At 60.0% G+C, this 25,974-nt stretch carries 21 protein-coding genes; 13 read left to right on the top strand and 8 right to left on the bottom strand.

Translation table 11 applies throughout. From position 1 onward, the window contains the following. Window positions 1-13: 13 nt before the first annotated feature. The 3 genes from AC07S6_RS16375 to AC07S6_RS16365 form a co-directional block, all read right to left on the bottom strand. Window positions 14-430: a DUF3010 family protein gene (locus tag AC07S6_RS16375; protein WP_495112634.1), complete on the bottom strand. Its 417-nt coding sequence runs from the start codon at window positions 428-430 to the stop codon at window positions 14-16. A 40-nt stretch (window positions 431-470) separates the two neighbouring features. Continuing rightward, window positions 471-1,085, bottom strand: a complete 615-nt coding sequence (locus tag AC07S6_RS16370) for a hypothetical protein (protein WP_197880520.1) — start codon at window positions 1,083-1,085, stop codon at window positions 471-473. Window positions 1,086-1,181: 96 nt separating this feature from the next. Beyond that, window positions 1,182-1,583, bottom strand: coding sequence for a lysozyme inhibitor LprI family protein (locus AC07S6_RS16365; RefSeq protein WP_014720247.1), 402 nt, complete (start codon window positions 1,581-1,583; stop codon window positions 1,182-1,184). Window positions 1,584-1,801: 218 nt separating this feature from the next. On the opposite strand from AC07S6_RS16365, the gene AC07S6_RS16360 reads away from it, so the two are divergent. The 6 genes from AC07S6_RS16360 (at window position 1,802) to etfB (ending at window position 9,546) form a co-directional block, all read left to right on the top strand. After that, window positions 1,802-2,779 (top strand): dipeptidase, encoded by a 978-nt coding sequence (locus AC07S6_RS16360; protein WP_032879065.1) that lies wholly within the window; start codon window positions 1,802-1,804, stop codon window positions 2,777-2,779. 78 nt (window positions 2,780-2,857) lie between these two features. Beyond that, complete coding sequence (locus AC07S6_RS16355; protein ID WP_008033249.1) at window positions 2,858-3,388, top strand: DUF5943 domain-containing protein; 531 nt, start codon at window positions 2,858-2,860, stop codon at window positions 3,386-3,388. Between the two features lie 15 nt (window positions 3,389-3,403). After that, window positions 3,404-5,464, top strand: a complete 2,061-nt coding sequence (dgcA, locus tag AC07S6_RS16350) for a dimethylglycine demethylation protein DgcA (RefSeq protein ID WP_014720244.1) — start codon at window positions 3,404-3,406, stop codon at window positions 5,462-5,464. Between the two features lie 137 nt (window positions 5,465-5,601). Beyond that, window positions 5,602-7,545 carry a dimethylglycine demethylation protein DgcB gene (gene dgcB / locus AC07S6_RS16345; RefSeq protein ID WP_495112633.1) on the top strand — a complete coding sequence of 648 codons (1,944 nt, stop codon included), beginning with the start codon at window positions 5,602-5,604 and terminating at the stop codon, window positions 7,543-7,545. After that, on the top strand, window positions 7,545-8,765 hold the full coding sequence (gene etfA, locus AC07S6_RS16340; protein WP_495112632.1) for an electron transfer flavoprotein subunit alpha: 1,221 nt from the start codon (window positions 7,545-7,547) through the stop codon (window positions 8,763-8,765). Before dgcB ends, etfA begins: the two co-directional genes overlap by 1 nt. 4 nt (window positions 8,766-8,769) lie before the next feature. Beyond that, window positions 8,770-9,546 (top strand): electron transfer flavoprotein subunit beta, encoded by a 777-nt coding sequence (gene etfB / locus AC07S6_RS16335; RefSeq protein WP_420030036.1) that lies wholly within the window; start codon window positions 8,770-8,772, stop codon window positions 9,544-9,546. A gap of 848 nt (window positions 9,547-10,394) precedes the next feature. Here the strand turns inward: etfB and gbca are convergent. Continuing rightward, window positions 10,395-11,690, bottom strand: a complete 1,296-nt coding sequence (gbca, locus tag AC07S6_RS16330) for a glycine betaine monooxygenase oxygenase subunit (protein ID WP_127881615.1) — start codon at window positions 11,688-11,690, stop codon at window positions 10,395-10,397. Between the two features lie 282 nt (window positions 11,691-11,972). Here gbca and gbcB point away from each other — a divergent pair, with 282 nt between their 5' ends. Beyond that, window positions 11,973-13,073, top strand: a complete 1,101-nt coding sequence (gbcB, locus tag AC07S6_RS16325; protein ID WP_014720237.1) for a glycine betaine monooxygenase reductase subunit — start codon at window positions 11,973-11,975, stop codon at window positions 13,071-13,073. Between the two features lie 3 nt (window positions 13,074-13,076). On the opposite strand, the gene AC07S6_RS16320 is transcribed toward gbcB, so the two are convergent. Together AC07S6_RS16320 and AC07S6_RS16315 are read right to left on the bottom strand one after the other, a co-directional pair. After that, the gene (locus AC07S6_RS16320; RefSeq protein ID WP_197880517.1) at window positions 13,077-13,892 is read right to left on the bottom strand and encodes a nitrilase-related carbon-nitrogen hydrolase; all 816 of its coding nucleotides are present in this window, start codon (window positions 13,890-13,892) and stop codon (window positions 13,077-13,079) included. Beyond that, entirely contained in the window at window positions 13,889-15,331 is a 1,443-nt protein-coding gene (locus AC07S6_RS16315; protein ID WP_197880516.1) for a purine-cytosine permease family protein, read from the bottom strand. The genes AC07S6_RS16320 and AC07S6_RS16315 overlap by 4 nt, the downstream gene beginning before the upstream one ends. A gap of 277 nt (window positions 15,332-15,608) precedes the next feature. Here AC07S6_RS16315 and AC07S6_RS16310 point away from each other — a divergent pair, with 277 nt between their 5' ends. Continuing rightward, window positions 15,609-17,426, top strand: coding sequence for a flavin monoamine oxidase family protein (locus AC07S6_RS16310; RefSeq protein ID WP_495112631.1), 1,818 nt, complete (start codon window positions 15,609-15,611; stop codon window positions 17,424-17,426). A gap of 73 nt (window positions 17,427-17,499) precedes the next feature. Here AC07S6_RS16310 and AC07S6_RS16305 read toward each other — a convergent pair whose 3' ends face one another. Together AC07S6_RS16305 and AC07S6_RS16300 are read right to left on the bottom strand one after the other, a co-directional pair. Continuing rightward, window positions 17,500-17,700 (bottom strand): hypothetical protein, encoded by a 201-nt coding sequence (locus AC07S6_RS16305; protein ID WP_003194864.1) that lies wholly within the window; start codon window positions 17,698-17,700, stop codon window positions 17,500-17,502. A 193-nt stretch (window positions 17,701-17,893) separates the two neighbouring features. Further along, window positions 17,894-18,934 (bottom strand): threonine aldolase family protein, encoded by a 1,041-nt coding sequence (locus tag AC07S6_RS16300; RefSeq protein ID WP_003194862.1) that lies wholly within the window; start codon window positions 18,932-18,934, stop codon window positions 17,894-17,896. Window positions 18,935-19,024: 90 nt separating this feature from the next. Here AC07S6_RS16300 and AC07S6_RS16295 point away from each other — a divergent pair, with 90 nt between their 5' ends. The 5 genes from AC07S6_RS16295 to AC07S6_RS16275 all read left to right on the top strand — a co-directional run bounded on the left by AC07S6_RS16295 (window position 19,025) and on the right by AC07S6_RS16275 (window position 25,848). Then, window positions 19,025-19,753 (top strand): TraX family protein, encoded by a 729-nt coding sequence (locus AC07S6_RS16295; RefSeq protein WP_495112642.1) that lies wholly within the window; start codon window positions 19,025-19,027, stop codon window positions 19,751-19,753. 236 nt (window positions 19,754-19,989) lie between these two features. Then, window positions 19,990-21,243 (top strand): serine hydroxymethyltransferase, encoded by a 1,254-nt coding sequence (glyA, locus tag AC07S6_RS16290; RefSeq protein WP_003194857.1) that lies wholly within the window; start codon window positions 19,990-19,992, stop codon window positions 21,241-21,243. Between the two features lie 22 nt (window positions 21,244-21,265). Further along, a complete protein-coding gene (locus AC07S6_RS16285) occupies window positions 21,266-22,516 on the top strand; it encodes a sarcosine oxidase subunit beta (protein ID WP_003176546.1) in 1,251 nt (416 codons plus the stop codon). A 15-nt stretch (window positions 22,517-22,531) separates the two neighbouring features. After that, window positions 22,532-22,834: a sarcosine oxidase subunit delta gene (locus AC07S6_RS16280; RefSeq protein WP_003194855.1), complete on the top strand. Its 303-nt coding sequence runs from the start codon at window positions 22,532-22,534 to the stop codon at window positions 22,832-22,834. Next, on the top strand, window positions 22,831-25,848 hold the full coding sequence (locus AC07S6_RS16275; RefSeq protein ID WP_236282383.1) for a sarcosine oxidase subunit alpha: 3,018 nt from the start codon (window positions 22,831-22,833) through the stop codon (window positions 25,846-25,848). Before AC07S6_RS16280 ends, AC07S6_RS16275 begins: the two co-directional genes overlap by 4 nt. Window positions 25,849-25,974: the final 126 nt, after the last annotated feature.

The following is a 25,974-nucleotide window of genomic DNA, read 5'->3' as shown; positions in this document are numbered from 1 at the left end:
GTTGTGGTGTAGCTTACTTTTTCAGCAGGGCCGAGCATGCCGCCTTGTAGGCTTCATGCTGGTACTTGTTCAGCGTCGCGGGCAGATCGAAGGTGTGCTTCTTGTTCTGTGCATTGATGGTCTGCGGCGACAGCAGCGTCACCTCCACCCCATCCAGCAACTGAAACACCCCTTCGATCTTGAACGTCGTCGGGCCACCGGCGAACTCGCCTTTTTTACTGCGTTTCTTGATCGCGATACGGGTAATGGCGTTCGCCTGTACGAACGCCTTCACCTGGGCGGCAAAGGCTTTGACGTTGGCTGCTTCGTCGTCGTCTTCAAGGGCGATTTTCTTGGTGGCCAGGGCGACGTGGGTCAGCGCCTGGTTGTTCAGGGAGGCGACGGCGATGATGGCTTCGCTGCCTTTGATTTCGATGCCGCAAGTTTGCATAAAATTCTCCGTCAGCGTTGGCAAGGCTTGATGATTTGAATTACTTGGCCGGACGCATGAGGTCGCCAAGTTCAAATAGCCTTTTTACTGTGTCACTCATGGGCTGCATTTGAGCGATTTCAAGTTGCAACTTTAACAAACTGGCTTTCTTGATTTCTTCGTCAAGCTCATTCAAGCGCTCACCGGGGATTTGGACTTTTTTGCGCCAGCAACTGATGCCGAAAACCGTCAAGCACGCGGCAATGACAATATATATAAGGCCAGCGACCAAAGAGAATGTTTCTCGGGCTTGGACGAAATCGAATACGAGATCGAGTGTGTCGGGCGTTCTTGCCTTGTAGCCGACATCTATTTCTGTCTGAACCTTCAACGCGTTAGTCAAGAATTCCAGATCGTTATTCAACTTGTCTGACAGATGCGCAATCAAATCCTTTTTCGGTTCGAGGTTCTTGATCGCGGTGATGCGGTTTCTAAATTGTTGTTGATTCTGCTGGCTTGAAAAATGGTAGAGCGAATCATCTGTTTCACGCTCTGTCCGGTAATCCAGGTAAGCCAGCGCAAAGATTACAAACAGCGCCCCGCCCAGCATCAATAGGCCGGAAATAGCGAAGAATTTGTATAGATTGTCAGTGGGTGGGGTAGGAAACCATTGCATGGTGATAACTCATCCTTGAGAGATGGAAACGAAGTCATTTCCGAGACGCCAGAAGGTCCTCGTGGTTGGTTTAGTCAGCTAATCGGGCTTAATGAATCACTCCTGCCCAATTGACTCCAAAAACTCCGACCGCTCATCACTCATCCGCGCCAGGCAGTCGTTGTGCGCAATCGCATAGGCCTTGGTGCCGGTCACTGCCGGGAAGGTGTCCACTGCACAATCGGCGTCGCGCAGTTTTTCCCACTTTTGCTGCGCATCCTTCAGACGAGCGGTAATGTCCGCCAGTTTGGTCTTGTCGCTGCCGTAGGTCGAACCCATGCGCTCCAGCAACCCCTGATAGTTATCTTTGAGCAATTGCTCGGCGGTGGTCTTGTTGTAGGTGGCGCATTCCAAGGTTTGCTGGTCGTTCTCGATACCGTCGCACGGCGTGCTGTCGGTGTCTTCGGCCGCGTGGGCGGTGGTTGCGATGAGTGCCAAAGCCAGGAAAATCGATTTCATTGCGCCGTCTCATATCACGTGATGCGCAATTCTGGCTCAAGCGTAAGACAAAGAACAGCCGACCGTGGGGCCTGTCTTCGCAGGCTTTGTCGCGGATTGACGCTTTCGGCAATTCCCCTGTCGTTTTTGCACCCGGCTCCGTCGGTCCCTGGGCATATGCTGGCCCCAAAGCGCCGGCAGACGATTCGGCGCATGAATCGCCAATAAGGGGACGCCTGATGAGCCCAGCCGAGTTGCACGCCGACAGCATCGTTATCGACGGTCTGATTATTGCCAAGTGGAACCGCGACCTGTTCGAAGACATGCGCAAAGGTGGCCTCACCGCCGCCAACTGCACGGTGTCGGTGTGGGAAGGCTTCCAGGCCACGATCAATAACATTGTCGCCAGCCAGACCCTGATCCGTGAGAACAGCGACCTGGTGATCCCGGTGAAAACCACCGCCGACATCCGCCGCGCCAAGGAGCAGGGCAAGACCGGCATCATCTTCGGCTTCCAGAATGCCCATGCCTTTGAGGACCAGCTCGGCTATGTCGAGATCTTCAAGCAGCTCGGCGTGGGGGTGGTGCAGATGTGCTACAACACCCAGAACCTGGTGGGCACCGGCTGCTACGAGCGTGATGGCGGCCTGTCGGGTTTCGGTCGCGAGATCGTCGCCGAGATGAACCGCGTCGGCATCATGTGCGACCTGTCACACGTGGGCTCCAAGACCAGCGAAGAGGTCATCCTCGAATCGAAAAAGCCGGTGTGCTACTCCCACTGCCTACCGTCCGGGCTTAAAGAACACCCGCGCAACAAGTCCGATGAAGAGCTGAAGTTCATCGCCGACCATGGCGGTTTTGTCGGCGTGACCATGTTCGCGCCGTTCCTGGCCAAGGGCATCGACTCGACCATCGACGACTACGCCGAAGCCATCGAATACACCATGAACATCGTCGGCGAAGACGCGATCGGCATCGGCACCGACTTCACCCAGGGCCATGGCCAGGATTTCTTCGAAATGCTCACCCATGACAAGGGTTACGCCCGCCGCCTGACCAGCTTCGGCAAGATCATCAACCCGCTTGGCATCCGCACCGTGGGTGAGTTCCCCAACCTCACCGAGACCCTGCTCAAGCGCGGCCACAGCGAGCGCGTGGTGCGCAAGATCATGGGCGAGAACTGGGTCAACGTGCTCAAGGACGTCTGGGGCGAATAAGCCACTGCTCGCTTAATCCTTCACCCGCCGCCATCCGCGTGGCGGGCATCAAAACGAATTTTCTGGAGTTAAGTTTCCATGGCCAAGATCGCCCCGCAATTGCCAATTGAAGTCGACAGCGAAACCGGTGTCTGGACCTCCGACGCCCTGCCGATGCTGTACGTGCCGCGTCATTTCTTCGTCAACAACCACATGGGTATCGAAGAAGTACTGGGCGCTGATGCCTACGCCGAGATCCTCTACAAGGCCGGCTACAAATCCGCCTGGCACTGGTGTGAAAAAGAAGCTGAATGCCACGGCCTGGAAGGCGTCGCGGTGTTCGAGCACTACATGAAGCGCCTGTCGCAACGCGGCTGGGGCCTGTTCAAGATCCAGGACATCGACCTGGATAAAGGCACCGCTAGCGTCAAGCTGGAACACTCGGCGTTCGTCTACGTGTACGGCAAGGTCGGCCGCAAGGTGGACTACATGTTCACCGGCTGGTTTGCCGGCGCCATGGACCAGATCCTTCAAGCGCGTGGCAGCAAGATTCGCACTGTCGCCGAACAAGTCTACGGAGGCTCCGAAGAGGGCCACGATGATGGTTTGTTCACCGTCAAACCGTTGTAAGCCGAGGACCGTGCCATGGCTTTCGAAGCAATGTTCCAGCCGATCCAGATCGGCAAACTGACCATCCGCAACCGGGTGCTCAGCACTGCGCATGCCGAGGTGTATGCCACCGACGGCGGCATGACCACCGACCGCTATGTGAAGTACTACGAAGAGAAAGCCAAGGGCGGTATTGGCCTGGCGATCTGCGGTGGCTCCTCCGTGGTGGCCATCGACAGCCCGCAGGAATGGTGGGCGTCGGTGAACCTGTCCACCGACCGCATCATCCCGCACTTCCAGAATCTGGCCGATGCCATGCACAAGCATGGCGCCAAGATCATGATCCAGATTACCCACATGGGCCGGCGCTCGCGTTGGGACGGCTTCAACTGGCCGACCCTGATGTCGCCGTCCGGCGTGCGTGAGCCGGTGCACCGTGCCACCTGCAAGACCATCGAGCCAGAAGAAATCTGGCGTGTGATCGGCAACTACGCCCAGGCTGCGCGTCGGGCCAAGGCCGGTGGCCTGGACGGGGTGGAATTGTCGGCCGTGCACCAGCACATGATCGACCAGTTCTGGAGCCCGCGGGTCAACAAGCGTACCGACGAGTGGGGCGGCAGCTTCGAGGGCCGCATGAAGTTCGGCCTGGAAGTGTTGAAGGCCGTGCGTGCCGAAGTGGGGGATGACTTCTGCGTGGGCATGCGCCTGTGCGGTGACGAGTTCCACCCGGACGGCTTGTCCCACGAGGACATGAAGCAAATCGCCAAGTACTACGATGACACCGGCATGCTCGATTTCATCGGCGTGGTGGGCTCGGGTTGCGACACCCACAACACCCTGGCCAACGTCATCCCGAACATGAGCTACCCGCCGGAGCCGTTCCTGCACCTGGCGGCCGGCATCAAGGAAGTGGTCAAGGTTCCGGTGCTGCACGCGCAGAACATCAAGGACCCGAACCAGGCCACGCGCATTCTGGAAGGCGGCTATGTGGACATGGTCGGCATGACCCGTGCGCACATCGCCGACCCGCACCTGATCGCCAAGATCAAGATGGGCCAGATCGACCAGATCAAGCAGTGCGTGGGCGCCAACTACTGCATCGACCGCCAGTACCAGGGCCTGGATGTGTTGTGCATCCAGAACGCTGCGACCTCCCGTGAATACATGGGCGTGCCGCACATCATCGAGAAGTCCACCGGGCCCAAGCGCAAGGTGGTTGTGGTGGGGGCCGGCCCGGCCGGAATGGAAGCCGCGCGCGTGGCGGCTGAACGTGGCCACGACGTGACGCTGTTCGAGAAAAAGGAGTTTATCGGCGGGCAAATCACCACGGCATCGAAAGCGCCGCAGCGTGACCAGATCGCCGGTATCACCCGTTGGTATCAATTGGAGCTGGCGCGTTTGAAAGTCGACCTGCGCCTGGGTGTTGCAGCCGATGCCGAGACCATCCTGGACGTGCGTCCGGACGTGGTGGTGCTGGCGGTGGGCGGGCACCCGTTCATCGAGCAGAACGAACACTGGGGCGCCGCCGAAGGCTTGGTAGTGAGCAGTTGGGACGTGCTCGACGGCAAGGTTGCGCCGGGCAAGAACGTGCTGGTGTACGACACCATCTGTGAATTCACCGGGATGTCGGTAGCCGACTTCCTGGCCGACAAAGGCAGCCAGGTGGAGATCGTCACCGACGACATCAAGCCGGGCGTGGCAATCGGCGGTACGTCGTTCCCCACGTACTACCGCAGCATGTACCCCAAGGAAGTGATCATGACCGGCGACATGATGCTGGAAAAGGTCTACCGCGAGGGCGACAAGCTGGTGGCCGTGCTGGAGAACGAATACACCGGCGCCAAAGAGGAGCGGGTGGTCGACCAGGTCGTGGTGGAGAACGGCGTGCGTCCGGACGAGGCCATTTACTACGGGCTCAAGGAAGGTTCGCGCAACAAGGGCCAGATCGACGTTGAAGCGCTGTTTGCGATCAAGCCGCAGCCATGCCTGAGCGAGGCGGGCGAGGGGTACTTGCTGTTCCGCATTGGTGACTGTGTGGCCCAGCGCAATACCCACGCCGCCATCTATGACGCCCTGCGCTTGTGCAAGGATTTCTGACGCACCTGATCGTTCCCACGCTCTGCGTGGGAATGCCGCCCTGGACGCTCCGCGTCTGCTTTTAAGGTCGTGACGCAGAGCGTCACAGGATGCATTCCCACGCAGAGCGTGGGAACGATCTTCGTGGGAGCTTCACCATGTTGAATACCTTGCTGCCTATTCTCTTGTTTGCCGCCCTGGGCCTCGCCGTCCTCGGCGCCTTGCGCCGGGTGAACATGTGGCGCCGTGGCCGCGCGTCCAAAGTCGACCTGCTGGGTGGCCTCTTGGCCATGCCCAAGCGCTACATGGTCGACCTGCACCACGTGGTCGCCCGTGACAAATACATCGCCAACACCCACGTAGCGACGGCGCTGGGCTTTGTGCTGTCGGCGCTGCTGGCGATTGTGGTGCACGGTTTCGGCCTGCAGAGCCGCATTCTTGGTTATGCCCTGCTGCTGGCGTCGACATTGATGTTTGTCGGCGCGATCTTCATGTACCTGCGCCGCCGCAATCCGCCTGCTCGCCTGTCGAAAGGCCCGTGGATGCGCCTGCCGAAAAGCCTGATGGCCTTCTCGGTGAGCTTCTTCCTGGTGACCTTGCCGGTGGCCGGGATTCTGCCCGCCGATTTCGGCGGCTGGCTGCTCGCGGCATTGCTGAGCGTGGGCGTGTTGTGGGGCGTGTCCGAAATGTTCTTCGGCATGACCTGGGGCGGGCCGATGAAACACGCCTTCGCCGGTGCCCTGCACCTGGCCTGGCACCGCCGCGCCGAACGCTTTGGCGGCGGCCGCTCCACCGGTTTGAAACCCTTGGACCTGAGCGATAAAACCGCGCCACTGGGCGTGGAAAAACCCAAGGACTTCACCTGGAACCAACTGCTCGGCTTCGACGCCTGCGTGCAGTGCGGCAAGTGCGAAGCGGCGTGCCCGGCGTTTGCCGCGGGCCAGCCACTGAACCCGAAAAAACTCATCCAGGACATGGTGGTCGGTTTGGCCGGTGGCACCGATGCCAAGTTCGCCGGCAGCCCGTACCCCGGCAAACCGGTGGGCGAACACGGCGGCAACCCGCACCAGCCGATCGTCAACGGCCTGGTGGACGCCGAGACCCTGTGGTCGTGCACCACCTGCCGCGCCTGCGTGGAAGAATGCCCGATGATGATCGAGCACGTGGACGCCATCGTCGACATGCGTCGCCACCTCACCCTGGAAAAAGGCGCCACGCCGAACAAGGGCGCCGAAGTCCTGGAGAACCTGATCGCTACCGACAACCCCGGCGGGTTTGCCCCTGGTGGCCGCCTGAACTGGGCGGCAGACCTGAACCTGCCGTTGCTCAGCGACAAAGGCAGTTGCGATGTGCTGTTCTGGGTCGGCGACGGCGCTTTCGACATGCGCAACCAACGCACCCTGCGCGCTTTCGTCAAAGTGCTCAAGGCCGCCAAGGTCGATTTCGCCGTGCTCGGCCTGGAAGAACGCGACAGCGGTGACGTGGCGCGGCGCCTCGGTGACGAAGCGACATTCCAGTTGCTGGCCACGCGCAATATCCAGACCCTGGCCAAGTACAGCTTCAAGCGCATCGTCACCTGCGATCCGCACAGCTTCCATGTGCTGAAAAACGAATACGGCGCCTTCAACGGCAACTACCGCGTGCAGCACCACAGCACCTTCATGGCCGAGCTGATCGGCGAGGGCGCGCTGAACCTGGGCCAGCACAAAGGCAACAGCGTGACTTACCACGACCCCTGCTACCTGGGCCGCTACAACGGCGAATACGAGGCGCCGCGCCAAGTGCTAAAGGCGTTGGGTATCGAGGTCAAGGAAATGCAACGCTCGGGCTTCCGTTCACGCTGCTGCGGTGGCGGTGGCGGTGCGCCGATCACCGACATCCCCGGCAAGCAACGTATCCCCGATATGCGCATGGACGACATTCGCGAGACCGGTGCCGAACTGGTGGCCGTGGGTTGCCCGCAATGCACCGCGATGCTTGAAGGCGTGGTCGAACCGCGCCCGTTGATCAAGGACATCGCCGAACTGGTAGCCGACGCGTTGCTTGAAGACGCCGCGCCGACCAAAGCTCCCGTCAAGCGTGAACCTGCGGAGGTGCACTGATGAGCGATATTATCCGCCGCGACCCCCGGGCCGAATGGATCGCCCGTAACCGCCTGCACCCGTTGCACGCGGCGATGCAGCCAGTGCAACACAGCTGGATGGGGCCCAACGGCATCATTCGCAAAAACGTGCATGGTGTCGGTTTTATCGGGCCCAACGGCATCAAGCGCATCGACCGCAGCGGTGCCCAGCAGGGCGGCGCGGCCAAGCGCAGCGCGGCAGTGCAAGTGCAATTGCCGCTGCATCAGGTGCCGACCCCGGCGTTCTACATCAACGTGGTGCCGGACATGGTCGGTGGCCGTCTGAGCAGCCACGACCGTGACCTGCTTGGCTTGGCGCGCCAACTGGCCGGCAATGACGGCGCGGTGTTGGCGGTGGTGTTCGGTGAACACAAGGAAAGCGCCTTTGCCACGGCCGGCGTCGACCGACTGCTGGTGCTGGAGGGGCATGAGTTCGAGGGTTATGCACCGGAGCAACGCGTGCAGGGCCTGCGCGCTGTGGATAACCAATTCAGCCCGCGCCACTGGTTGCTGCCAGACAGCCGCAGCGGTGGTGGTGAGCTGGGGCGGCGCTTTGCCGCCAGCCTCAAGGAGCGCCCGGCGACGCGGGTGTGGCAGATCAAGGGCGAGGAATGCATCGGCCGTGCCGGTGCCGGCCAGGAAGACCTGGCGCGACCGTTGCCCCGTCTGATCCTCGCCGCCGCCGAATGTGCCGACCCGGTCAGCGAGACCCGCCACGAAGTCTTGCCCGTGGAGTTATCCACAAGCCTGGCGCGCAGTCTGCCGCGTATCGAAGACCTCGGCGCGGTGGCGGTCGATCCGGCAGCGATTCCGATGGCCGAGGCAGAGTTCATTTTCTCCGGTGGCAACGGCGTGAAGGATTGGGCGCTGTTCCACCAGACCGCCGCGGCCCTGGGCGCTACTGAAGGCGCCTCGCGGGTGGCAGTGGACGATGGCTTCATGGCGCGTGATCGCCAGGTCGGCGCCAGCGGCACCTGGGTGACTGCGCGGGTGTACGTGGCGGTGGGCATTTCCGGGGCGATCCAGCACCTGCAAGGCATCGGTGCCTGCGACAAGGTGGTGGCGATCAACCTCGACCCGGGCTGCGACATGATCAAGCGTGCCGACCTGTCGGTGATCGGCGAAAGCGCCGCGATTCTGCAAGCCTTGATCGATGCGGTCGAGGCCTACCGCAACGGCGCCAAGCGCGATGCAGCCTGAGGATATGACCATGACGAACACTGTATTCAGCCTGGTGTCCATCGGTGCTCACCCCACCTCCGGGCGTCCACGCCGCGCCGAGCAGGATGCGCGCGCGGTTGAGCTGGGGCTGCAACTGGCTGGGGATAAATTGCAGGTGCTGCACGCCGGCAACATCGCCGAACCGACCCTGCGCAGCTACCTGGGCATGGGCCTGCCGCAACTGCAGGTACTGGAACAACCGGCGGGCGCCGATGCGTTGCCGGTATTGAGCGACTATCTGCGCGATGCGGGAGCCCAAGTGGTGCTCACGGGCAGCCAGGCAGAAACCGGTGAAGGCTCGGGTATGTTGCCGTTCCTGCTGGCCGAGCAGTTGGGCTGGCCGCTGATCGTCGGGTTGGCGCAGGTGGAGTCCATCGAGGGCGGCGTGGCCCATGTGCTGCAGGCATTGCCACGTGGCCAGCGGCGGCGCTTGAAAGTGCGCCTGCCGTTTCTGGCGACGGTGGATAACGCCGCGCCCAAGCCACGCCAGAGCGCCTACGGCCCGGCGCAACGGGGTGAACTGGCCGCCCATGACGTTGAGATTGAACACGACGAGTTATTCACAGGCGCACTGTTGCAACCGGCCAAGCCACGGCCAAAGCGCCTCAAGGTGATCAAGGCCAAGAGTGGTGCCGACCGTATGAAGGCCGCAACGGCCAAGGCCAGTGGCGGCGGTGGGCAGGTGCTCAAGGGCGTGAGCGCTGAAGAGGGCGCGCAAGCGATTCTCAAGCTTCTGGTAGAAGAGGGCGTCGTACGCTGAACCCTGACCACCACCAAACCTTGTGGGAGCTGGCTTGCCTGCGATATCGGTGGGTCAGCAACCCATGCATCCGTTGACGTATTGCAATCGCGGGCAAGCCCGCTTCCACATTTTCCTGTTTTATCTTGGGCTTACCCACAGTGCCTGTTGATCCGCCTGTGGATAACCTGTTCGCGGGTGTCCACAAGCCCGGTGTATCAAGCTCTGCAGCCCTCTGTACGAAAAACAACCAACCTAACTTGCGGTTTTTGCTCGGGTTTTCATCAGCTTGAGGCCTCGACTTGCCCCCAAAGTCTGTTGGCGCTTTTGTGGATAAGATGTTCGCTATCCGCTACAGGCCATATAAAACGTGGCTTTCACGAGGCTGGTTGAAAATTGATCAAATCCTAAATTTTTGCCTTTTAAACTGCTTGATATCCCCGATTTATGAGGGTTTCAAAGGCTTTTCCACAACCCGGACAAAGTTGCCCCCAAAGTCTGTTGGTGCATCTGTGGATAAGGTGTTCGCTTACCGCTGCAAGCCACGCCAAACAAGGCTCTTGGAGGTTTGGTCAATAAATGAACAGCTTGAGCTGAAACCTGGAAGTTTGAATAAGTCACGGATTTTCTTGATTTAATTTTCGTCCACGACGCACTTGCCCACAATTGCTGTGGGTGGCTTTGTGGATAAGTTGTTGGGTAAAGGCTGGAGGGCAGGGTGGTAAAGGGCTGTATCGGAGCTGATCGAATTTTGAACAGCTAATCTGTCCAAATGTGGGAGCTGGCTTGCCTGCGATAGCGGTCTATCAGCCAATACAGACTTTGACAGACACCATGCCATCGCGGGTAAGCCCGCTCCCAAACAAGCGTTATTCGTGAGCAGCTACGCCTTTAAGATAAGGCGCCGGCGCCGCACCCAGGTTGCTCAGCATGCGCTCGCTGTACCAATCCACAAAATTCACCACGCCAAACTCATAGGTCTTGGAGTACGGGCCGGGTTGGTAAGCGGTGGAGTTGATCCCGCGCTGGTTTTCTTCGGCCAGGCGGCGGTCCTGGTCGTTGGTGGCATCCCACACCTGGCGCATGCGTTCCACGTCGTAGTCCACGCCTTCCACGGCGTCCTTGTGCACGATCCACTTGGTGGTAACCATGGTTTCCTGGGCGCTGATGGGCCACACGGTGAACACAATGATGTGGTCGCCCATGCAGTGGTTCCAGGAGTGCGGCAGGTGCAGGATGCGCATCGAGCCCAGGTCCGGGTTCTTGATGCGGCCCATCAGTTTGGCGCAGCCCTGCTTGCCGTCCAGGGTCATCGACACAGTGCCCTTGAGCAGTGGCATGCGCACGATGCGGTTACGCAGGCCGAAGCTGGCGTGGGCGTAAGGGATCTTCTCGGCGTCCCAGGCGGCAGCAGAAGCAGCCACGTGATCCTTGAACGCCTGGTCGGCACGCGGGTCGGTAACGTCGTCCCACTCCAGCAGGGTTTTCAGCAGTTCGGGGTGTGACGCGTTGCAGTGGTAGCATTCGCGGTTGTTTTCCAGCACCAGCTTCCAGTTGGCTTTTTCGAACAAGGTGGTCTGGATCGCCACCTTGGTGTTCTCCATGTCGTAGGGCTCCATGTAATGGTTGAGCGTCGACAGGAAGTCATCGATGGCCGGTGGGTTTTCGGCCAGGCTGATAAAGATGTAGCCACCAGCAGTCTTCACGTTCACCGGCTTGAGGCCGTACTGCTTCATGTCGAAATCGGCGCCCATCTCGGTGCCGGCGAACAGCAGGCGGCCGTCCAGCTCGTAGGTCCACTGGTGGTAGTGGCACACCAATTTGGCGACCTTGCCCTTGTCGCTGGTGCACAAGCGCGAGCCACGGTGGCGGCAGACGTTGTGGAACGCATGCACCACGCCGTCGGCGCCACGGATGACGATGATAGGGTTCTTGCCCACTTGCAGGGTCAGGTAGTTGCCCTTGGCGGGGATTTCGCAGGTCATGCCGGCGATCAACCACTCTTTCTGGAAGATCTCCTGCATGTCGATATCAAACAACCGCTCATCAGAGTAGAACGGCTGCGGCAGTGAAAAAGTGCGCTCGCGCTCTTGCAGCATTTGCGCGGTGGCCTTGCGTGCGGGTTCCAGCGGATCGCCCAAGCTTAAGGTTGCGGTGACGTCCATCGTGTGTGTCCTCATGGCCATTCTGTGTGGCCGGCGAATAGTGGCTACGGTTGGTGCTGTGCAAGGCGTAAAGAACGCGTCTTTGTTGGGAGCGAGTGTGGGCCCGGCGTAACGTCGAACCTTATCCATGGGCGACATGGCCCAATCTGATCCCGACGCGCAAGCCCCTGTCTTTGGGGGCTGGTCGCCGTAAGTATGTGAATGTCGCAGATAGGTAAATGGGTGGTTCTCGCGTTACGCAGAATCGCCACCATAAGGCCGACGTCGGCGGTGGAGAACAACATGTCCAATAATTTCCTGAATCCGGTAACCACCCAGACCTGGGCCAATGGTCGGCACATCGTCCGCTGCGTCAAAGTCATCCAGGAAACCTGGGATGTGCGCACCTTCTGCTTCATGGCCGATCAGCCGATCCTGTTCTTTTTCAAGCCAGGGCAATTCGTCACTCTGGAGCTGGAAATCGAAGGCCAGCCGATCATGCGTTCGTACACGATTTCCAGCTCACCGTCGGTGCCTTACAGCTTTTCGGTGACCATCAAGCGTGTGCCGGGCGGCCGTGTCTCCAATTGGCTGCACGACACTTTGCACGAAGGCCAGGAGCTGGCGGTGCACGGCCCGGTCGGGCTGTTCAATGCCATCGACTTCCCGAGCCCGAAAGTGCTGTACCTCAGCGGCGGCGTTGGAATTACGCCGGTGATGTCCATGGCGCGCTGGTTCTATGACACCAACGCGAACGTCGACATGACCTTTATCCACAGCGCCCGCTCGCCCAAGGACATCATCTATCACCGCGAGCTGGAGCACATGGCGTCGCGGATCGACAACTTCAGCCTGCACCTGATTTGCGAAAAACACGGCCTGGGTGAGCCATGGGCCGGGTATCGCGGCTATCTGAACCACAAGATGCTGGAGCTGATGGTGCCGGACTTCCTGGAGCGCGAAGTGTTCTGCTGCGGCCCTACGCCGTACATGAATGCTGTGAAGCGCCTGCTGGAAGTCGCCGGTTTCGACATGACCCGTTATCACGAAGAGTCCTTTGGCGCGACACCGCCCGAAGCCCGTGCCGATGCGGTGGAGCAGGCCGAGCAAGCGGCGGATGCGCCGGAGATCGACCTGGCAGACCTGCATCAAGTGGAATTTATCGCGTCCGGCAAAAGCATTCGCGTGGCGCCGGGAGAAACGGTGCATGCCGCGGCGGCCAAGCTCGGCCTGCTGATCCCCAAGGCCTGCGGCATGGGCATCTGCGGTACGTGCAAGGTGATGAAACTGGGCGGCGAAGTGGAGATGGAGCACAACGGCGGGATTACCGAAGAAGACGAGGCTGAAGGCTACATTCTGTCGTGCTGCAGTGTGCCGAAAGGGGATGTGCGCATCGAGTTTTGATACTCAGTACAAGCCCGGTCGACGGTCCTGGTGAACGTGGTTGTGGTCGCTGATTGACTTGTGCCGAGCCTGGGCCAGTGGCAGGTCAGCGACCAACTGCTGTTCCGTCGGATGGGCGGCTGGTCCGGCCAGCGGGTAGCCATCGGCGTCGACAATGACTGAGCCGCCGACCCAGTTGACCCCACGCTCTTCGCCATGGCGGTCGCACGCAGCGATGAACATGCGGTTGACCGCCGCATTCGCCTGGACCCGCACGATCTCCGCCGGCCGCTCACCCACGGGCCGCGGGCCGTCCGGCCAGTTCACCGGGGCGCAGAGCAGGTCGGCCCGCGCCAGCGCTGCCAGGCGTACCCACTCGGGCAGCTCCAGGTCGTAACAGATCATCATGCCTATTCGTCCAACGGCAGTGTCGACCACCGGAGGTGGGGCTTCGCCGGGGGTAAAGATTAGTTTTTCGCGGTCCCACAGGTGGGCCTTGCGATACACCGTCATCCGCCCCGAAGGCTCGATCAGTGCGGCACTGTTGGCAACCCGGCCCGCGCTCAGACGCTCGCAGAAGCCTGCGACGATAATGATCTCCAGCTCACGTCCCAGGTTTTTCCACAGGCCCAAGGTCGGGCCGTCGAGAGTCTCGGAGACGCTGTGGGCTTCCTCCCGGTCCGTGAACGTATAGCCGCTCTGGACCAGTTCCGGCAGCACGATTACCTGGGCGTCTCGGTCGGCTGCGGCGCGAATCGCGTGCTCGGTCAGCGCCCTGTTATAGCGGGTATCGCCGATACGCGGCGCCAATTGATGACAAACGACGCGTAGCGGTGTCATGGCAAGGCCTCTTCCAACGCTCGCTCACTGGCTTGTACGGCGCGCGCTTCGGTGGCGTGGTCGCGGTGGCGACTCATTGTGCAGTACACCCCCGCCGCGATCGCCAGGCCGACGATGAACGCAATATCGGCGCCGCCCAGCATCACGCTGATCGGCCCCTGATAGAAACCCAGCGACATGAACGGAACCATCGCCGCCAGGCCGAGGAAATATGCAATGAGCCCTGCGCTCGACCAGCGACCATAGATTCCGGCCGGGTTGAAAATGTCGCTGATTGCGTAGCGCCCTTTTCGTACCGCGTAGAAATCCGCCAGGTTCACTGCTGTCCAAGGCACAAGGAAATACAGCATCAAGAGGACGAAGGTGTTGAAGCTGCTCAGGTAACTTTCGGGGATGCTCAAGGCGATCACAAAAATGACTGCGGCCACCAGGCTTATCCCGACGATTCGGCTCTTGATCCGTGGTTTGATCGGCACAAAGCCGTCAATGGCACTGATCCCGGTGAGCATCGCGCCATAGCAGTTGACCGCCATGATACCCACCAGCGCGGGGACTGCGATCAATACGGTAAAGGTGCCAAACCCCGGAAGCAGTTGGTTGCCCACCGCCTGCACGCTACTGATGGCATCCGGCGAGGGTAGTGCAGAGGCGAGAAAGGCGCCCAGCGACATCAGCCACAGCGCCGAGCCGGCAGCGCCCAGGTAGGTCCAGGCAATGACACTGCGTGACGGCGTGTTATGGGGCAGGTAGCGCGAGTAGTCCGAAACGTAGACGGCGTAGCTGATCTGGTAACCGGCAGCGGCCGAAAGCTGGATCAGGAAGGCCGACCAGGAAAAATGTGCGTCGGCCACCGCCGTGTCGGCCTGCAGGGTCATTACGGCAGCGACCGTGAGGACCGCGAACACGCTGATCATCAGGTAGGTCAGCCAGCGTTGCACGGTGTGCAACAGGTCATGGCCGATCACCGCGATCACCACTGCCAGGATAATCATCAAGGCATACCACGGTGCCCGGTTGCCGGGCAGCACGGTATTGATGGCGTCGGTCGCCAGAATCACGTTGAACACGTTAAAACCGATGTACACGAAGACCACCGCGATAAAAGGGACGATGGCTCCGCGCAGGCCGAATTGCGCCCGCGACTGGATCATCTGTGGCAAGCCCATACGTGGTCCCTGGTTGGCGTGGAAGGCCATGGCGAACGTGCCAAGGCATACGCCGATGACAATCGCCAGGATTGCGTATACCAGGCTCAGCCCCAATGCGGCGCCGGTAAAACCGGTAACCATGGTGGTGAGTACGAAGTTGCCGGTGAACCAGAACGGCGCCTGATGCCAGACCTTGCCGTGGCGTTCGTTGCGCGGCACATAATCGATGGAACGGGTTTCTATTTTCAGCGCGGGACGGGGAGCTGCCGCTTGGTCGCAGGGCAAGTTCATAGGCTTCACGGTCTGTTTATTATTGAGTGATCGTTGAAGAGTCTTACAAGCAAACGTACGGTTGAATCTGTAATTGCAAATAATCACTTCAGGAATCTCTGAACTGACTGTGCAAAACCTTGCGTAGGTGAGGTTTGGCTGACAATAGGCTTTCTTATTTCCAAGTGGTATAGAGCCAATTCCTACAATCTTCTACGCTGATGCTCGAACGCGTCGTTGTCGCCCTTCGTAATAGAGCAGTAGGTGGACGTCCTTTTTTCAGCCAAGGATGCTCGACATGTCTGCTATACCTTCCCGTACCAAAGGCGCTACGCGCTTACTGAGCAATGATGTCACCGCGCTTATCCCCGATTTCCCTTTTCACTACGCCCGTTTCCTCAACCAGGCGGCCAGCAACGGGACGGCGCTGGCGCAGGTTTCCAGCAGTGCCCACGGCAGTAAGGTATTGATCGTGGGGGCTGGCGTAGCCGGCCTTGTCGCGGCTTATGAAGCCCTGCGCATGGGTTTGCATCCCGTGGTCGTGGAGGCCAGTCATCGCATGGGTGGGCGACTCTATTCCCAGGTGGTGGGCGACCCACAAGACCCGGCCAACAGTGTCATCTGCGAAATGGGGGCCATGCGTTTCCCCGTTTCCGGCAAGGCGCTGATGCACTATTTCGACAAGGTCGGCATGACCGCCAACTCGGCGGACTTTCCCAACCCTGGCTCGGCTGCAACCCCCAGTACGGTAGTCGACTATCAACAAAAACAGGTCTATTACGAAGGCAAGAATTTGCCCGATGAATATCTGGAAATCGAGCGTAAGTTGTTTGAGGTTTTTCTGGAGCAGGCCCCGATCCATTTCACTGAAATGGAAGCTGCAATGTCCGAGGGCAGCCTTGACCAGGCGAAGATAAAGACGTTGTGGAATGCGATACTGGAGGCAGGTTGGGACAATCTCAGCTTTTTTGCCGCCATGGTGGAGCAGGCCGGTTGGAGTCGTGAGGACATTGATCTGTTTGGCCAGATCGGTTTTGGTACGGGAGGGTGGAATACCGACTATCCAAACTGCTTTCTAGAGGTGTTACGGGTGTTGTACACCGGCCTGGACACCAACCATAAGTTGATGTACGACGGCTCCACTGAACTGCCTCGTCGGTTATGGGCGCGTAGCCCGGATGCGATGGGCGACAGCGTGGCCCACTGGCCTTCGGGTACGACCGTCGAAAGCCTGAGCGCTCAAGTCATTCCCCAGGTTTTCGGGCAGGAAGTGCGGCAGATCATAAGACGGCAAGACGGCGAATTCGACGTGTACATCTTTGATCATAACCAGGGGAGCGAATGCCAATACACCTTTCCTGCCGTGATCTACACGCCCCATAAGCGGATTCTGGACAAGTTTCGCTATATGAGCGGCACCGATCATTTCAACGCCATGAATAGCCTGCTGTCTGTCAAAGAATGGGAGGCGGTGATGTACACCCATTACATGCAGTCGGCCAAGATTTTTGCCCGGACTAAGCGGCCTTTCTGGACTGATGTCGGGGTGGACTATCAATACAAGATGAGTGTGACCTTATCGGACCGGATTACCCGTGGCACTTACCTGTTGGATTACGCTGCGAGTCAAGGCGCCTACAAGGGCAGCGGAATGTTTTTGTCTTATACCTGGAACGACGACAGCCTCAAGTTTCTGGGAGATCGGGCTGCGCCTTTGCCTTCCCATGTTGCGCTATGTTCGACCTTGTTGGACTCGGTGTATGCCCACCATCAGTTGGACCTTGCGACGGAGTTTGGCATGACCGATCCCTTTGTCGAAATCAACTGGGAAGAACAGCCGTTTTTTCTCGGAGCTTTCAAGATGAACTTGCCTGGGCAGTACGAATACCAGCGCCTATTGTTTTCGCAGTTCATGAACGGTGTGTCTGCTAAAACACCCGATGGGTTCATTCTGGCGGGGGACGATGTGTCCTTTACTGGCGGCTGGGCGGAAGGCGCGGTGACCACTGCCTTGAATGCAGTTAATAAGCTGGCGGTGATATTTGATGGCGGCACCTTTGACGGTAACAGTGGCCCCATTGATGAATGGATGGAGCTCCAGCCGAAGGCTTTGTAGGTAACAGGTAACCCAGCTGTTTCGGACCGCGCCGCAGGTCATGAGGCTGCGGCGCGGCCTGCGGTGTTAATAGTTATTGGGCATAGATATGAACAACGAAGTGCTGGCCTGAGTTTGTCAATTCGTAGGCTTTGTCGTAGATGGTCAACGTCCTTGAGGGCTCCTGAATGGTGTCCCCGATCTTGGCGTGTTTCCTGAACTCGTCCCAGTCAATGACCGTGGTGCTAGTGCTGCCGCCGCTTTGCAGTGTGTTGCCATTACTTTGATATTCCATGATAAAACTCTCCATTGATGTGCCTTTGCGGCCGATTATTCGGCTGGCGATGAAACCCGAAAGGCGGCAGTTATCGCTGCGTTTTCCTTGCGGGTAACAAGAGGCTAGACAATGAAAGCGAGCTACGTAGCGGTCGGAAATATCAAAAAACAGTCTCGGCAATCGGCCAGTACCAACTGGCCGAATTCGTACGTTAAGCGTTCATTACTTCCCGAATATCGGCAGCCAATTCCCTCACACGCTCTTCCTCGGTATCCCACGCACACATGAAGCGCGCACCGCCTTTGCCGATGAAGGTGTAGAAGCGCCAGCCTTTGGCGGTCAGCGCTGCAATCGCGGGTTCCGAGAGTTGCAGGAACACGCCGTTGGCCTGTACCGGGAACATCAATTCCACGCCGGGAATATCCGCCACCAGGCTGCTCAGCAATTGCGCGCAATGGTTGGCGTGGCGTGCATGCTTGAGCCAGGCGTCATTTTCCAGTAGGCCCACCCATGGCGCAGAAAGAAAGCGCATTTTCGACGCCAGCTGACCGGCCTGTTTGCAGCGGTAATCAAAATCTTCAGCCAGTTTGTGATTGAAGAACAGAATGGCTTCACCTACCGCCATGCCGTTTTTGGTACCACCAAAGCACAGCACGTCGACGCCGGCTTTCCAGGTCAGGTCGGCCGGTGAGCAGCCCAGGAATGCACAGGCATTGGCGAAGCGTGCGCCGTCCATGTGCAGGTTCAGTCCCAGTTCCTTGCAGGTGGCGCTGATGGCGCGGATTTCTTCCGGGGTGTACACGCTGCCGACTTCGGTGGCCTGGGTCAGGGTCACGACGCGGGGTTTGGGGTAGTGGATGTCCTGGCGCTTGAGGGCGATCTCACGGATCGACTCCGGGGTCAGCTTGCCGTTTTCGGTGCGGGCAACCAACAATTTGGAGCCGTTGGAGAAAAACTCCGGCGCGCCGCATTCGTCGGTCTCGACGTGGGCGGTTTCCGAGCAAATCACGCTATGGTAGCTCTGGCACAACGAGGACAGCGCCAGGGAGTTGGCAGCTGTACCGTTGAAGGCGAAGAACACCTCGCAGTCGGTCTCGAATAGATTGCGGAAACCGTCGGCGGCGCGGTGGGTCCATTCATCATCGCCGTAGGCACGTTGATGGCCCTGGTTGGCTTGTTCCATGGCGGCCCAGGCTTCCGGGCAGATGCCGGAATAGTTGTCGCTGGCAAATTGTTGGCTCTTGTCGGTCATGGCCCGTTCCTGTGGTCGATGTTGGTGCGCACTTTACCCAAGATTGCCGGGGGCACGCACGCACTGTAAATGCAAAGTCGTTGGGGAATTATGCACGGTACTGAAACCTTGCCTGTCGGACCTGTCCGAGATGGCGCTTTGGATCTGCTCAAGTGGCTGGCGCTGTTGAGTATGGTGCTCGATCATTTGCGCTATGTGGGGTTGAGTCTGGATGGGCTATATGTGCCGGGGCGCCTGGCGTTTCCATGGTTTTGCCTGGCGATTGCGGCTAATTTGCACCGTGTCCGTTACGCCCCAGTGACGGGCCATTGGCGCTACCTGGGTTGGTTGCTGTTGTTCAGCGTGATCAGCGAAGTGCCGTATCGGCTATTTATCGAGGACGCCGATACGTTGAATGTGCTGCCGACTTTGGTGTTAGGTTTGCTGGTTGCCCGAGGTTGGCAGCAAAAGGCGCTTTTTGATCGAGGATTAGCGCTGTTAGCGCTCAGTATCGCGGGGGCGTTTGCGACACATTTGATGTTCGGTTTTTTCGGTGTGTTGCTGCCTGTGGCGATGTTGCTGGTGTTCAGTCGCCCTTGGTATTTCAGTGTGCTTCCAGGCTTGGTTTGTGTTGCCGCCAACCAATGGCAGATTTTGCTGAATAGCGGCACACCGGTGGCGCTGTTGGGGTTGGCAACATGCCTGATTGCGCCATGGGTGGGTTTGGTCTTGTTGCGACATGCCAAAAATGTCTCGCCACCAGCGATGCGGCGTTGGGCCTATGCCTTATATCCACTGCATTTCTTGCTGCTGCTACTCATCCGCCAGATCATCGCCTAACCCCTGTGGGAGCTGGCTTGCCTGCGATGCAGACACCTTGGTCTGCCAGTTGCACCGCAGCGATGCCATCGCAGGCAAGCCAGCTCCCACACAAGCTTTTGCACATTCTTCAGTCCATGTCGTAAACGCACCTTTGCGTGGCGTGCGCAGGCATTTGGCCCGCACGCGCCAGCCCTACCATCGCATCAAAGGGCCCTGCGAGGGCCTCAACAATACGAAAGGCTGGGAGAGACGCGATGTTCAGCAAACAAGACCAGATCCAGGGATATGACGACGCACTGCTGGCGGCGATGAATGCCGAGGAGCAGCGCCAGGAAGATCATATCGAGCTGATCGCGTCGGAGAACTACACCAGCAAGCGCGTGATGGAAGCTCAAGGCAGTGGCCTTACCAACAAATACGCCGAAGGCTACCCGGGCAAGCGCTACTACGGCGGCTGCGAGCATGTGGACAAGGTCGAAGCCCTGGCCATCGAACGCGCCAAGCAGCTGTTCGGCGCCGATTACGCCAACGTGCAACCGCACTCCGGTTCCTCCGCCAACAGCGCCGTGTACCTGGCGCTGATCAATGCCGGCGACACCATCCTGGGCATGAGCCTGGCCCACGGCGGTCACCTGACCCACGGCGCCAAAGTGTCGTCCTCGGGCAAGCTGTACAACGCGGTGCAATACGGCATCAACACCGACACCGGCCTGATCGACTACGACGAAGTCGAGCGCCTGGCGGTCGAGCACAAGCCGAAGATGGTCGTGGCAGGGTTCTCGGCCTACTCCAAGACCCTGGATTTCCCACGCTTCCGTCAGATCGCCGACAAGGTCGGCGCGCTGCTGTTCGTCGACATGGCCCACGTTGCCGGCCTGGTTGCCGCTGGCCTGTACCCGAACCCGCTGCCTTACGCCGACGTGGTCACCACCACCACCCACAAAACCCTGCGCGGTCCACGGGGCGGTTTGATCCTGGCCAAGGCCAACGAAGAAATCGAAAAGAAACTCAACGCTGCGGTATTCCCCGGCGCCCAGGGCGGCCCGCTGATGCACGTGATCGCCGGCAAGGCCGTGTGCTTCAAGGAAGCGCTCGAGCCAGGCTTCAAGGCGTACCAGCAGCAAGTGATCGATAACGCTCAGGCCATGGCCGAAGTGTTCATCAAGCGTGGCTACGATGTGGTCTCCGGCGGCACCGACAACCACCTGTTCCTGGTCAGCCTGATCCGCCAAGGCCTCACCGGCAAAGAGGCGGATGCCGCTCTGGGTCGCGCCCACATCACCGTCAACAAGAACGCGGTGCCGAATGACCCGCAGTCGCCGTTCGTGACCTCGGGCCTGCGCATCGGTACCCCGGCGGTGACCACCCGTGGCTTCAAAGTGCCGCAGTGCGTCGAGCTGGCCGGCTGGATCTGCGACATCCTCGACAACCTCGGCGACGCCGACGTCGAGGCCAACGTGGCCAAGCACGTGTCTGCCCTGTGCGCTGATTTCCCGGTTTATCGCTGAGCGCGGTTTTGGAGTAATGACTATGCAACGCTACTCAGGCTTCGGCCTCTTCAAGCACTCCCTCAGCCATCACGAAAACTGGCAGAAGATGTGGCGCACGCCGACCCCGAAAAAGGTCTACGACGTGGTCATCGTCGGCGGCGGCGGGCATGGTCTGGCGACCGCTTACTACCTGGCCAAGGAACACGGCATCACCAACGTGGCGGTGGTCGAGAAAGGCTGGCTGGGCGGCGGTAACACCGCGCGCAACACCACCATCGTGCGTTCCAACTACCTGTGGGACGAGTCGGCGCACCTGTACGAACACGCCATGAAACTCTGGGAAGGTTTGTCCCAGGACCTGAACTACAACGTGATGTTCTCCCAGCGTGGCGTGTACAACCTGTGCCACACCCTGCAGGACATCCGTGATTCCGAGCGCCGCGTGAGTGCCAACCGCCTCAACGGTGTGGACGGCGAGCTGCTGAATGCCCAACAAGTGGCCGACGAGATTCCGTACCTGGATTGCTCGAAGAACACCCGCTACCCGGTGCTCGGCGCCACCGTGCAACGTCGCGGCGGCGTGGCCCGTCACGATGCCGTGGCCTGGGGCTTTGCCCGTGCTGCCGATGCCTTGGGCGTGGACCTGATCCAGCAGACCGAAGTGATCGGGTTCCGCAAGGAAAACGGCGTGTGCATCGGCGTGGAAACCAACAAGGGCTTTATCGGCGCCAAGCGTGTCGGTGTGGTGACTGCCGGTAATTCCGGGCACATGGCTTCGCTGGCGGGCTTCCGCCTGCCGATCGAATCCCACCCGCTGCAAGCCCTGGTGTCGGAGCCGATCAAGCCGATTATCGACAGCGTGATCATGTCCAACGCCGTGCACGGTTACATCAGCCAATCCGACAAGGGCGACCTGGTGATCGGCGCCGGTATCGACGGCTACAACGGTTACGGCCAGCGCGGTTCGTACCCGGTGATCGAGCACACCATCCAGGCCATCGTCGAGATGTTCCCGGTGCTGTCACGGGTGCGCATGAACCGCCAGTGGGGCGGCATCGTCGACACCACGCCGGATGCCTGCCCGATCATCTCCAAAACCCCGGTACCGAACATGTTCTTCAACTGCGGTTGGGGTACGGGCGGCTTCAAGGCCACCCCAGGCTCAGGCAACGTATTTGCCGCCAGCCTGGCCAAGGGTGAAATGCACCCACTGGCCGCACCTTTTTCCATCGACCGTTTCCACAACGGTGCGCTGATCGACGAACACGGCGCTGCGGCCGTCGCCCACTAACAGGAGAAATTCCCTATGTTGCATATCTTCTGTCCTCACTGTGGCGAACTGCGCTCCGAAGAGGAATTCCACGCGTCCGGCCAAGCGCACATCCCGCGCCCGCTAGACCCGAATGCCTGCACCGACGAGCAGTGGGGCGACTACATGTTCTTTCGCGATAACCCGCGCGGCCTGCACCACGAACTGTGGATCCATGCCGCCGGTTGCCGCCAGTATTTCAACGCCACCCGCGACACTGTGACCTACGAAATTCTTGAAACCTACAAGATCGGTGAGAAGCCTCAGTTCACCGCCAAGGCCTCTGGAGAGAAGGTATGAGCCAGATCAATCGCCTGTCCAACGGTGGCCGCATCGACCGTAATAAAGTCCTGACGTTTACGTTCAACGGTCAGAGCTACAAGGGCTTTGAAGGCGACACCCTGGCTGCCGCCCTGCTGGCCAACGGTGTCGACATCATCGGTCGCAGCTTCAAGTATTCGCGCCCACGGGGCATCTTTGCCGCCGGCGCCGAAGAGCCGAACGCGGTGCTGCAGATCGGCGCCACCGAAGCCACGCAGATCCCCAACGTGCGCGCCACCCAACAGGCGCTGTACCAAGGCTTGGTTGCTACCAGTACCAACGGCTGGCCGAGCGTGAACAACGACATGATGGGGATTCTCGGCAAGGTCGGCGGCAAGCTGATGCCGCCGGGTTTCTACTACAAAACCTTCATGTACCCGCAATCGTTCTGGATGACCTACGAGAAGTACATCCGCAAGGCGGCGGGCCTTGGCCGTTCGCCCACCGAGAACGACCCGGACACCTACGACAACTTCAACCGTCATTGCGACGTGCTGGTCGTGGGCGCAGGCCCTGCGGGCCTTGCGGCTGCGCTGGCCGCTGCGCGCAGCGGGGCTCGGGTGATCATCGCCGACGAGCAGGAAGAGTTCGGTGGTTCGCTGCTCGATTCCCGCGAAAGCCTCGACGGCAAGCCCGCCACTGAATGGGTTGCCGGCGTCATTGCCGAATTGAAAGCCCTGCCGGACGTGGTGCTGCTGCCCCGCGCCACCGTCAACGGTTACCACGACCATAACTTCCTGACCATTCACGAGCGTCTCACCGACCATCTCGGTGACCGTGCGCCGATTGGCGTGGTGCGTCAGCGTATCCACCGTGTGCGTGCCAAGCGTGTGGTGCTGGCCACCGGTGCGTGCGAGCGTCCGCTGGTGTATGGCAACAACGATGTGCCGGGCAATATGCTCGCGGGTGCGGTGTCTACCTACGTGCGTCGCTACGGCGTGGCACCGGGTAAAAAGCTGCTGCTGTCGACCAACAACGATCATGCCTATCGCGTTGCGCTGGATTGGTTCGATGCGGGCCTCACCGTTGTTGCGGTGGCTGATGCGCGCCACAACCCACGCGGGGCTCTGGTTGAAGAAGCTCGCGCCAAAGGCATTCGCATCCTCACCGGCAGCGCCGTGATCGAGGCCCGTGGCAGTAAGCACGTGACCGGTGCCCGTGTGGCAGCCATCGACGTCAAGGCGCACAAAGTCACCAGCCCCGGCGAGTGGCTGGACTGCGACCTGGTCGCCAGCTCCGGCGGTTACAGCCCGGTGGTGCACCTGGCCTCGCACCTGGGCGGCAAGCCGACCTGGCGTGAAGATATTCTCGGGTTTGTACCCGGTGAAGCACCGCAAAAACGCGTGTGCGTGGGCGGCATCAACGGTGTCTACGGCCTTGGCGATTCCCTCGCCGATGGCTTTGAAGGCGGCGTGCGTGCGGCCAGCGAAGCCGGTTTTGCCCCGGTTGAAGGTACGCTGCCAAAAGCCTTGAGCCGTCTTGAAGAACCCACCCTGGCGCTGTTCCAGGTGCCCCACGAAAAAGCTACCGCGCGGGCGCCAAAGCAATTTGTCGACCTGCAAAACGACGTCACCGCGGCTGCCATCGAACTGGCCACTCGCGAAGGTTTCGAGTCGGTGGAGCACGTCAAACGCTACACCGCGCTGGGCTTCGGCACCGACCAGGGCAAGCTGGGTAACGTCAACGGCCTGGCCATCGCCGCCCGTTCGCTGAACGTGACCATCCCGCAGATGGGCACCACCATGTTCCGTCCCAACTACACGCCGGTCACTTTCGGCGCCGTAGCGGGCCGTCACTGTGGGCACATTTTCGAACCGGTGCGCTACACCGCGCTGCAGGCCTGGCACGTGAAGAACGGCGCCGAGTTTGAAGACGTCGGTCAGTGGAAACGCCCGTGGTATTTCCCGCGTAACGGTGAAGACCTGCACGCCGCAGTGAAGCGTGAATGCCTGGCCGTGCGTGACAGTGTCGGCCTGCTGGATGCCTCCACCCTCGGCAAGATCGACATTCAGGGCCCGGATGCCCGCGAGTTCCTCAACCGCATCTACACCAACGCCTGGACCAAGCTCGACGTGGGCAAGGCGCGCTACGGCCTGATGTGCAAGGAAGACGGCATGGTGTTCGATGACGGCGTCACTGCCTGTCTGGCCGACAACCACTTCCTGATGACCACCACCACCGGCGGCGCCGCCCGCGTGCTGCAGTGGCTGGAAATCTACCAGCAGACCGAATGGCCGGACCTCAAGGTGTACTTCACCTCGGTCACCGACCATTGGGCAACCATGACCCTGTCGGGCCCCAACAGCCGCAAGCTGCTCAGTGAAGTCACCGACATCGACCTGGACAAGGACGGCTTCCCGTTCATGACTTGGAAGGAAGGCCTTGTGGGCGGCGTGCCGGCGCGGGTGTTCCGTATCTCGTTTACCGGTGAGCTGTCGTACGAAGTCAACGTGCAGGCCGACTACGCCATGGGCGTGCTGGAAAAGATCGTCGAGGCCGGCAAAAAGTACAACCTGACCCCGTACGGCACCGAGACCATGCACGTCCTGCGCGCTGAGAAGGGCTTCATCATCGTCGGGCAAGACACCGACGGCTCGATGACCCCGGACGACCTGAACATGGGCTGGTGCGTTGGCCGTACCAAGCCGTTCTCGTGGATCGGCTGGCGCGGGATGAACCGTGAAGACTGCGTGCGTGAAGAGCGCAAGCAGTTGGTGGGGCTCAAGCCGATCGACCCGAACGTGTGGCTGCCGGAAGGCGCGCAGTTGGTGTTCGATCCGAAGCAGACGATTCCGATGAAGATGGTGGGTCACGTTACCTCAAGTTATGCGCATAACTCCCTGGGCTATTCGTTTGCCATGGGTGTGGTGAAGGGCGGCTTGAAGCGCATCGGTGAGCGGGTGTTCTCGCCGCAAGCGGATGGCAGCGTGATCGAAGCCGAGATTGTGTCTTCGGTGTTCTTTGACCCCAAAGGTGATCGGCAGAACGTCTGACACCTGATCGTTCCCACGCTCTGCGTGGGAATGCATTCCGGGGCGCTCTGCGCCCCAAGGGCGGACGCAGAGCGTCCATGGCGGCATTCCCACGCGGAGCGTGGCAACGATCAACAGAATTCAGAA

This window comes from Pseudomonas sp. GW821-FHT07B01 (assembly GCF_059419065.1).
The sequence above is the reverse complement of the archived record's forward strand: the minus strand, read 5'-3'. Positions and strand labels throughout refer to the sequence as shown.

What these genes read in the sequence shown, in the direction of transcription:
- AC07S6_RS16375 (WP_495112634.1), bottom strand. Translation starts at nt 430, where the DNA reads ATGCAAACTTGCGGCATCGAAATCAAAGGCAGCGAAGCCATCATCGCC.
- AC07S6_RS16370 (WP_197880520.1), bottom strand. Translation starts at nt 1,085, where the DNA reads ATGCAATGGTTTCCTACCCCACCCACTGACAATCTATACAAATTCTTC.
- AC07S6_RS16365 (WP_014720247.1), bottom strand. Translation starts at nt 1,583, where the DNA reads ATGAAATCGATTTTCCTGGCTTTGGCACTCATCGCAACCACCGCCCAC.
- AC07S6_RS16360 (WP_032879065.1), top strand. Translation starts at nt 1,802, where the DNA reads ATGAGCCCAGCCGAGTTGCACGCCGACAGCATCGTTATCGACGGTCTG.
- AC07S6_RS16355 (WP_008033249.1), top strand. Translation starts at nt 2,858, where the DNA reads ATGGCCAAGATCGCCCCGCAATTGCCAATTGAAGTCGACAGCGAAACC.
- dgcA (WP_014720244.1), top strand. Translation starts at nt 3,404, where the DNA reads ATGGCTTTCGAAGCAATGTTCCAGCCGATCCAGATCGGCAAACTGACC.
- dgcB (WP_495112633.1), top strand. Translation starts at nt 5,602, where the DNA reads ATGTTGAATACCTTGCTGCCTATTCTCTTGTTTGCCGCCCTGGGCCTC.
- etfA (WP_495112632.1), top strand. Translation starts at nt 7,545, where the DNA reads ATGAGCGATATTATCCGCCGCGACCCCCGGGCCGAATGGATCGCCCGT.
- etfB (WP_420030036.1), top strand. Translation starts at nt 8,770, where the DNA reads ATGACCATGACGAACACTGTATTCAGCCTGGTGTCCATCGGTGCTCAC.
- gbca (WP_127881615.1), bottom strand. Translation starts at nt 11,690, where the DNA reads ATGGACGTCACCGCAACCTTAAGCTTGGGCGATCCGCTGGAACCCGCA.
- gbcB (WP_014720237.1), top strand. Translation starts at nt 11,973, where the DNA reads ATGTCCAATAATTTCCTGAATCCGGTAACCACCCAGACCTGGGCCAAT.
- AC07S6_RS16320 (WP_197880517.1), bottom strand. Translation starts at nt 13,892, where the DNA reads ATGACACCGCTACGCGTCGTTTGTCATCAATTGGCGCCGCGTATCGGC.
- AC07S6_RS16315 (WP_197880516.1), bottom strand. Translation starts at nt 15,331, where the DNA reads ATGAACTTGCCCTGCGACCAAGCGGCAGCTCCCCGTCCCGCGCTGAAA.
- AC07S6_RS16310 (WP_495112631.1), top strand. Translation starts at nt 15,609, where the DNA reads ATGTCTGCTATACCTTCCCGTACCAAAGGCGCTACGCGCTTACTGAGC.
- AC07S6_RS16305 (WP_003194864.1), bottom strand. Translation starts at nt 17,700, where the DNA reads ATGGAATATCAAAGTAATGGCAACACACTGCAAAGCGGCGGCAGCACT.
- AC07S6_RS16300 (WP_003194862.1), bottom strand. Translation starts at nt 18,934, where the DNA reads ATGACCGACAAGAGCCAACAATTTGCCAGCGACAACTATTCCGGCATC.
- AC07S6_RS16295 (WP_495112642.1), top strand. Translation starts at nt 19,025, where the DNA reads ATGCACGGTACTGAAACCTTGCCTGTCGGACCTGTCCGAGATGGCGCT.
- glyA (WP_003194857.1), top strand. Translation starts at nt 19,990, where the DNA reads ATGTTCAGCAAACAAGACCAGATCCAGGGATATGACGACGCACTGCTG.
- AC07S6_RS16285 (WP_003176546.1), top strand. Translation starts at nt 21,266, where the DNA reads ATGCAACGCTACTCAGGCTTCGGCCTCTTCAAGCACTCCCTCAGCCAT.
- AC07S6_RS16280 (WP_003194855.1), top strand. Translation starts at nt 22,532, where the DNA reads ATGTTGCATATCTTCTGTCCTCACTGTGGCGAACTGCGCTCCGAAGAG.
- AC07S6_RS16275 (WP_236282383.1), top strand. Translation starts at nt 22,831, where the DNA reads ATGAGCCAGATCAATCGCCTGTCCAACGGTGGCCGCATCGACCGTAAT.